Source organism: Paenibacillus terrae, assembly GCF_005217525.1.
GTDB lineage: Bacteria > Bacillota > Bacilli > Paenibacillales > Paenibacillaceae > Paenibacillus > Paenibacillus terrae_C.
Genome location: NZ_PNXQ01000016.1, coordinates 1208590 through 1215980, shown reverse-complemented (window position 1 = coordinate 1215980; position 7391 = coordinate 1208590). Strand labels below are relative to the sequence as shown.

General features: G+C 56.1%; 4 protein-coding genes. All 4 read left to right on the top strand.

Translation table 11 applies throughout. The annotated features are described in order from the left end of the window. Window positions 1–2226: 3'-5' exonuclease (locus tag C1I60_RS26005; RefSeq protein ID WP_252361839.1), on the top strand; the 2226-nt coding region annotated here is incomplete at its 5' end. 38 nt (window positions 2227–2264) lie between these two features. Next, window positions 2265–3449 carry an exonuclease SbcCD subunit D gene (locus tag C1I60_RS23205; protein ID WP_137063825.1) on the top strand — a complete coding sequence of 395 codons (1185 nt, stop codon included), beginning with the start codon at window positions 2265–2267 and terminating at the stop codon, window positions 3447–3449. After that, window positions 3446–6844, top strand: coding sequence for an AAA family ATPase (locus C1I60_RS23200; RefSeq protein ID WP_137063824.1), 3399 nt, complete (start codon window positions 3446–3448; stop codon window positions 6842–6844). Before C1I60_RS23205 ends, C1I60_RS23200 begins: the two co-directional genes overlap by 4 nt. A gap of 264 nt (window positions 6845–7108) precedes the next feature. Then, window positions 7109–7391 (top strand): hypothetical protein (locus C1I60_RS23195; protein ID WP_252361838.1); only part of this gene is annotated, 283 nt, incomplete at its 3' end.

The window sequence follows — 7391 nt, the reverse complement described above, 5'->3', positions numbered from 1 at the left end:
TTGCTCCGTTCGGCAAGCGTATGGGCACCGCTGATTGTAGAGGAGCTGCGTCTTGAGGGCATTCCGGCATCCGGGGAGCAGACAACAGGCTTTTTCAAAGCAACGGAAGTTGAGGTGATGCTGTCTCTGCTACACATTATTGATAATCCGCAGCAGGACATCCCGCTGGCATCTGTGCTTCGTTCACCGATTGTAGGCTTGACCGAGGATGAGCTGGCACAAATCAGGCTGCAAAAGCCGGACGGATTGTTTTATGGCGCTCTGCTGGCAGCGGCTGAGGCTGACCCTACACAGGAGAGTGAAAATGGAACGTCCAGCGATATACTGGAATGGGATCTTTTTGCAGGAGATTCGACAGATGCATCTGATATGGATGACAGGAATAGCGGAAATACGTTGCCTGCCCGACTACGTTCGTTTTTGCGCGATTTGGAAGCATGGCGACAAGAAGCAAGACAAGGCAGCTTGAGTGCACTGATTTGGCGTTTGCAGGAGGAGACGGGGTATCTGGATTGGGTAGGTGGATTGCCCGGCGGTTCTCAACGTCAGAGTAATTTGCGGGCGCTGTATGACCGGGCGAGACAGTATGAGACTTCTACTTCTAACCGGGGCCTGTTCCGGTTTTTGACCTTTATTTCCCGTTTGCGAGAGCGAGGCGGTGATTTGGGTTCATCTAGTGGCGGTACTGAACCTGATCAGGCTGTCCGTATTATGACGATTCACAAGAGTAAAGGACTTGAATTTCCTGTCGTGTTCATCGCCGGAACGGCTAAAATGTTCAATCAGCAGGATCTGAATGCGCCGTTTCTGATGCATAAGGAGCTGGGGTTCGGTCCCAAATATGTGGAGGAACAAAATCGGATCAGCTACCCGACGCTGCCTAATTTGGCGATCCGTCGACGTTCCCAGTTGGAGCTATTGGCTGAGGAAATGCGGGTGCTGTACGTTGCGCTTACGCGTCCGCGTGAGAAGCTTATTATGACCGGAACCGTAAAGGATCTCACTTCACGTGCAGCAGGTTGGGCACGGGCCAAAGAGCATACGGAAACGGTTTTACCTGATTATATGCTGGCAGCAGGCCGCAGTTATCTGGACTGGGTAGGTCCTGCGTTGATCCGACATCCTTCTGCTGCTGTACTGAGGGAAGCGGCAGGGGATCAGGAGGGGTACTATCACAGGCTGGAATATATGCCGGGCGGAGATTGGCTATTTAGAATCATAGCTTCGGAGACTCTTTCCGGCTCTCGTTTGAATTTGGACCCTGGGGAAGAGACTGCTAATGAAGAGCGTCAGCAGAAGACGGTAGCGTTGAAAAATGCCGAGCCGATCGACAAAAGGTGGCTCTCATCCGATTCCGTATCCAATAGCTCGGCAGATATGACAACAAGGGCTGATGCAGATATTGCCGCTGCGCTTTCCTGGTCCTATCCGTATGAACGGGCAAGCAAGACGGCGGCGAATACATCAGTTACCGAAATGAAAAGATGGCTAACGATGCAGGAAGCTGGATCGGAAGATTGGATAAATCTGTCTTCTTTTCAAGTAGCAGAGTTACCAGAGGAGATGGAAGATTCTCAGACTGGGGAAAATCGACTGCACTTGCGCAGACCCAAATTTATGGGTAACCGGCGACTGACGCCGACGGAACGCGGAACGGTGTATCATACGCTGTTTCTGCATTTGCCACTGGATGGTATGATGAACGCCGAGGTGATTGAGGAAACGAAGGCTCGTCTGCTGAATCAGCGTTTGTTGCTGGATGTTCAGGCGGAGGCGTTAGATACGGATAAAATATTGCACTTTTTCACCAGCGAGCTGGGTCGAAGATTGCTGGAGACATCCCATGTTCAGCGTGAGCTTCCTTTCACCTATACGATCGGAGCCGCAGATTTTTGGAGCCGCAGTTTGCCGTCGATGCTGTTAGCACAGGAAACAGAGTCGGGAGCCGCCGGGCAACAGCGGGAAAGCATGACGTCAGAGCCTGGCCACGATGATAGAGTGCTGATGAACGGGATTATTGACTGTCTGTTTGAGGGGCCAGAAGGGCTGGTTTTACTTGATTACAAAACAGACCGGGTATCCGAATATCGGACGGTGTCTCATTTAACGGAGCAATATCGTTTTCAACTGGAGATGTACGCCCATGTGATCGAAGATATTACAGGTAAAAGGGTTGCTGAGAAGTGGTTGTATTTTCTGGAGGCTGGAGAAAGTGTGCGATTGTAGTTATTTGATGGATGAAATAGATAGAGAGGAGGAACAGCATGCGGATTTTGCATACAGGAGATTGGCATTTGGGTAGAACGCTGGAAGGGCGCAGTCGTTTGAAGGAGCAGGAGGCATTCTTGGAAGAATTGGAAAAAATGGCTGACGATCAGCAGGCGGATCTGATTATGATGGCTGGAGACGTGTACGACTCGGTCAATCCTCCAGCCGCCGCCGAGCAGCTATTTTATGAAACGTCTGCCCGTTTAACGGCAGGAGGAAGACCGTTGGTCGTTATTGCGGGAAATCATGATCAGCCGGAACGGGTATCCTCGGTTACACCGCTGGTGAGTCAGCGCGGAATTACGCTGCTGGGGCTGCCCCGCGGGGCAGCCGTGCGGATTCATACACCGCGTACAGGAGAAATGGCGTGTATTGCAGCTTTGCCCTATCCTTCGGAGTCCCGCCTGAACGAGCTGTTGTCCGAGGATGGAGACGAAACGGTGCTGCGAGAGGCTTACAGTCGTCGTGTGGGGATGCTGATGGCACAGCTCGGTACGGCGTTTCGGCCTGACACCGTTAATCTGTCCATGAGCCATATTTATGTGCTTGGCGGGTTGGAATCAGACTCGGAGCGTCCGATTCAGGTCGGGGGAGCCTATACGGTTGACCCAGCTGCGTTAAGCATCGGGGCGCAATATACGGCTTTGGGGCATTTGCACCGTCCCCAATATGTGAAGGGTGACGGGCTGATGCGCTATAGCGGATCTCCGCTGGCTTATAGCTTTTCCGAAGCAGGGCAGGCCAAATCGGTTACGCTCATTGACGTGGTCGCAGACAAGCCCGCACAGGTCGAGGAGCTGTATATTACGAGTGGACGGCCTTTAGTGAAATGGCGGGCGCGGGGAGGTCTGGAGGAGGTGTATCGCTGGCTGGACGAAGGGCTGGATGCGGACGCCTTTATTGACCTGGAAATTACGCTGGAGGAAGCGATGTCGCTGGGAGATATTCAGCGGCTGCGTAAAAGCCGTGAAGGCATCATTCACATCCGCCCGATGTATCCTGAAATGGCGGCGGCACAACTGGAACACCAGCGCTCAGAGCTGCCGGTTCACGAGCTGTTTCGGGCTTTTTATCAACGGCAAACGGGCGGCGCACAGCCGGATGATGGGTTGGTGCAGCTATTTTTGGACTTGGTGGAACAGGATGATGCAAGGGACCAGGCAGAGGAGGAGGAGGTATGAAACCGATTCTTCTGAAATTGGCGGGGTTGCAAAGCTACCGGGAGTCGCAGGAAATCCATTTTGACGAGCTGACCGAAACCGGACTATTCGGGATCTTTGGCCCGACAGGCAGCGGTAAATCGACGTTGCTGGACGCGATTACGTTGGCTATGTACGGCAAGGTGGAGCGGGCGGTGAATGGAACACAGGGCATTATGAATCATGCTGAGGATACGCTGTCCGTTGCGTTTACGTTCGAATTGATGTCAGCCCAAGGGCCTCGTCGTTATCGTGTGGAGCGCCGATTCAAACGGGCTGGGGGCGTATCGGTGAATAATACGCTTAGTCGATTTATCGCGTTCACAGAGGAGGGTGAGGAAGTCCTGGCTGACAAGGTGCAGGACGTGACGCGTTGTGTGGAGGAGTATATCGGCCTGAAAATGGACGATTTCACACGTGCTGTCGTATTGCCACAGGGGAAGTTTGCTGAATTTTTATCATTAAAGGGCAGTGAACGCAGGCAGATGCTACAGCGTTTGTTTCATTTGGAAAAGTATGGAGATCAGCTTGCGCAAAAGCTGAGTCGTCGTGTGAAGGACAATGACGCTGCATTGAAAGCACTGGAGGCGGAGCAGCAGGGTCTGGGCGATGCGGGTGCCGAAGCGCTTGAACAGGCAGAACAGCGTCTCAAAGAGGCTTTTGCCCATGCGGAGGCCTCACGCCGCGAGTTGGAACGGGTATCTCGCGAGACGGAAGCGCTGAACAAAATTCGTGAGCTGGTCATGGAGCGCAGCCGCCGGGCGAACGAGTTGGAGCAGCTGGCAGCACTGGAGCCGGACATTGCTTCTCTGGAGCGTAAGCTCCGTCAGGCCTCCGCAGCCGAGGCATTGCTGCCTGCGCTGACCGATTGGAAGGAAGCCGCTGCCGAAGCGGATAAACGCCGAAAGGCAGCGGAAGAAGCGGCGGTGCAGGCGACATTGGCGCAGGAGGCTGCGGTTGTGTCTGTGCAAGCAGATGAGCAGGCCCGGCAAGCTCTGGGTGCAGAGGAACCGAAGCTGTTGCTTCGAATCGATCAGCTGGAGCAGGCGCTGCAACTGGAGCTTGATACGGAAGCGTTGCGGTCAGAACGGAACCGTCTGGCGGTAGAGCTTGCGCAGAGTGAGCAAACCCTTGCTACATATGCCGAAGGTCTCGCCAAGGAACAAGAGCTATATGCGCGAGGATCAAAGCGGCAGCAGGAGCTTCAACAGGAATTGAAGCAAAATGAAGTGCGTGCGGATGAACGGCGAATGCTTCAAGAGGCTGTGCAACGGCTGCAACAACTGGAGACGGCGGATGAGCAGCTACGCGAAGCAGAGCAGGATTGTGTCACACAGGAACAGCGGCTTGCCCAGGCTGACGAACGCCTGAAACTGACGGAGCAGGAGACACTTGAGGTGGAGGGACGGCGTTCCGCCCTTGCCGCGCAGGCGGCTGAGGGCATCGAGGTGTTGCTCGCGCTGGAGGCAGAGGTCAGTGCCGATGTGTCGGCGCTGGCTGCCGAGGAGGAGCAGCTTCGCCATGAGCTGCGCGCCGAGGAGCTGGGCCGCCTTGCGCAGCACCTCGCATCCGAGCTGCGCGAGGGCGAGCCGTGCGCGGTGTGCGGCTCGCTGCACCACCCTGCGCCCGCCGCCACCGCGGCCCACGGCGCGGATGCCGCAGCGCCGGACGAGCTGCACCGTCTGCGGCTAGGCTTGCAGGAGCTGCGCCTTACGCTGCGCCAGCAGCTGCACGAGCAGCGTAGCCTGCTGGCGCAGCAGCCTGCCGCAGATGCCAGCGGCGCGGCCGCCACGGGCGAGCCGGCTGCGCCCATCGCAGCGCCAGCGCCGCTGCGCGGTGCCGCCGCTTGGGCGGAGCGCTGCGCGGCGCTGGAGCGGACGGCCGCCGAGCTGGCCGCCCGTGCGCGTGCGCTGCCTGTGGAGGCGCACGCGTTACGCGAGGCGGACACCGCCGGCCAGCAGCGGCGTATTCGCGCAGCCGCCGAGCAAGAGGCGGCAGTCGCAGCGCTGACGCAGGCGCGGAGCAAGCGCGAGGCATGCACCACGCGCAGCGGGGCATTGCGCGCCGAATGGGCGGCGCAGCTGCCGGACGTGGTGCCAGGCGAAGCCGCGGAGCGTTATCGCGCCATGCAGGAGCGCGATACACGTGCGGAAGAGCTGCGGTCCCGGCTGGAGACGAGCGTGACCTTCCTCGAAGAGAAGGCGGCGCGTGTTCAGCAGATCCAGCAGAGCATCATCGAGGAAGACAAAATCATTATTGCCCGTCGTACTGGACTCCAGAATAAAGATGACTCGCTGCGCGAAAAAATGGTGCAGCTTCGCAAGTGGGTTGGAGAAGACCCTGCGGCTTTCTTGCTGGAAGAAGCGAACTCGCGCCTTCGAGGGCTGAGAAACGGAGCCGAAGCCGCCGCACGCCTCCGCGCTGAAGCGGAGGAACGCAGGCAGCAAGCCGTTCATGCTTCGCTGATTGCCCGGCAGGCATCCGATTCGGCAGAAGAAAGACGGCAGGTATCGGAGTCTCGCTGGAGCAGTCGTCTGGAAGCCTCCCCTTTTGCTACGGAAGCAGAGGTTATGGAATGCTGTCTCGGGTCGGAGGAAGCTGCACGTTATGAACGTGAAGTGAGCCTGCATCGGGAACGTGAAAAAGAGCTGTCCTCCCGTTTAAAACATGTGGAAGAACAGCTGGATGGAGCAACAGTGACAGAGGAACAGTGGGAATCGGCCGCCGCCCAGCTGCGTGATTGCCGTGCAAGTGACGAAGAGGCACTCCAGAATCGTGCCAAGGCTGAGCGTGATTTGGAGGATTTGCAGCATCGGCATGTCCGCTGGATGGAACTGGAGTCCAATCGCACTCATTTGCGCAGCGAGGCAGAAAAGATGTCCAAGCTCCAGTCCGTTTTCCGGGGCAACGCCTTCGTCGAATACATTGCCGAGGAGCAGCTAATGCAGGTCAGTCAGTCGGCTTCACGTCGTTTACGTTTTCTGACCAAGCAGCGTTATGCGCTAGAGGTAGACTCCAGCGGTGGCTTTGTCATTAGTGACGATGCCAACGGCGGGGTCAAGCGTCCAGTATCCACCTTGTCCGGCGGTGAAACGTTCCTGACCTCCTTGTCGCTCGCACTCGCACTGTCGGCCCAGATTCAATTGCGCGGCCAATACCCGCTGCAATTTTTCTTTCTGGATGAAGGCTTTGGAACGCTGGACCCTGAACTCCTGGACACGGTGATCACCTCGCTGGAAAAGCTGCATCACGATCAACTGTCAGTCGGCGTGATCAGCCATGTGCCCGAGCTGCGAGCCCGCCTGCCGCGCAAGCTGGTCGTTCTTCCCGCAGAGCAGGCAGGAGGCGGCTCCCGCGTGGTTATGGAAACATTTTGAAGCGACGTGATACAGATCACAGATACAGTTTCAAAGTATTGTTATAATACAGCTAAGCCGACAAGTTAATCATACAGCACCCCGGCGGACGTATGCTGCGGAAGGAAACTTCCCGTCATACGTCCGTTCAGAGGGGCTCTACCAAGAGCCTCCGGGGTGCTTCTTTTTTTGTTTGCAAGCCGGAATTCGCCCAATTTGATGTAGCACATAGCCCATTTTTGAATAACATACGGTATACATGCAAGAGCCTAGGAGGAAACAACCATGGAAAAAAGCATGACCAACGAAAAAGGGACTGCACCAGAAAAAATGGATGCTAAAATGTTATGTCAACAGCATATGCACCGCTACGTATGCGTATGGGTGAAGGATGGAACGATGTATGATGGAATTGTGGAGCATGTGGATGATGAGAAATTATATTTGGCAGTTCCCGTGGGTGAAGCAGAGAACGTAAATCTCCCTTACCCGCCTAACAACTGCGGCTGCGGTTCCCGTGCTTATGGCGGCTTTGCATCCTACCCGCCATATCCGTACCCAGCCCCGG

What these genes read in the sequence shown, in the direction of transcription:
- C1I60_RS23200 (WP_137063824.1), top strand. Translation starts at nt 3,446, where the DNA reads ATGAAACCGATTCTTCTGAAATTGGCGGGGTTGCAAAGCTACCGGGAG.
- C1I60_RS23205 (WP_137063825.1), top strand. Translation starts at nt 2,265, where the DNA reads ATGCGGATTTTGCATACAGGAGATTGGCATTTGGGTAGAACGCTGGAA.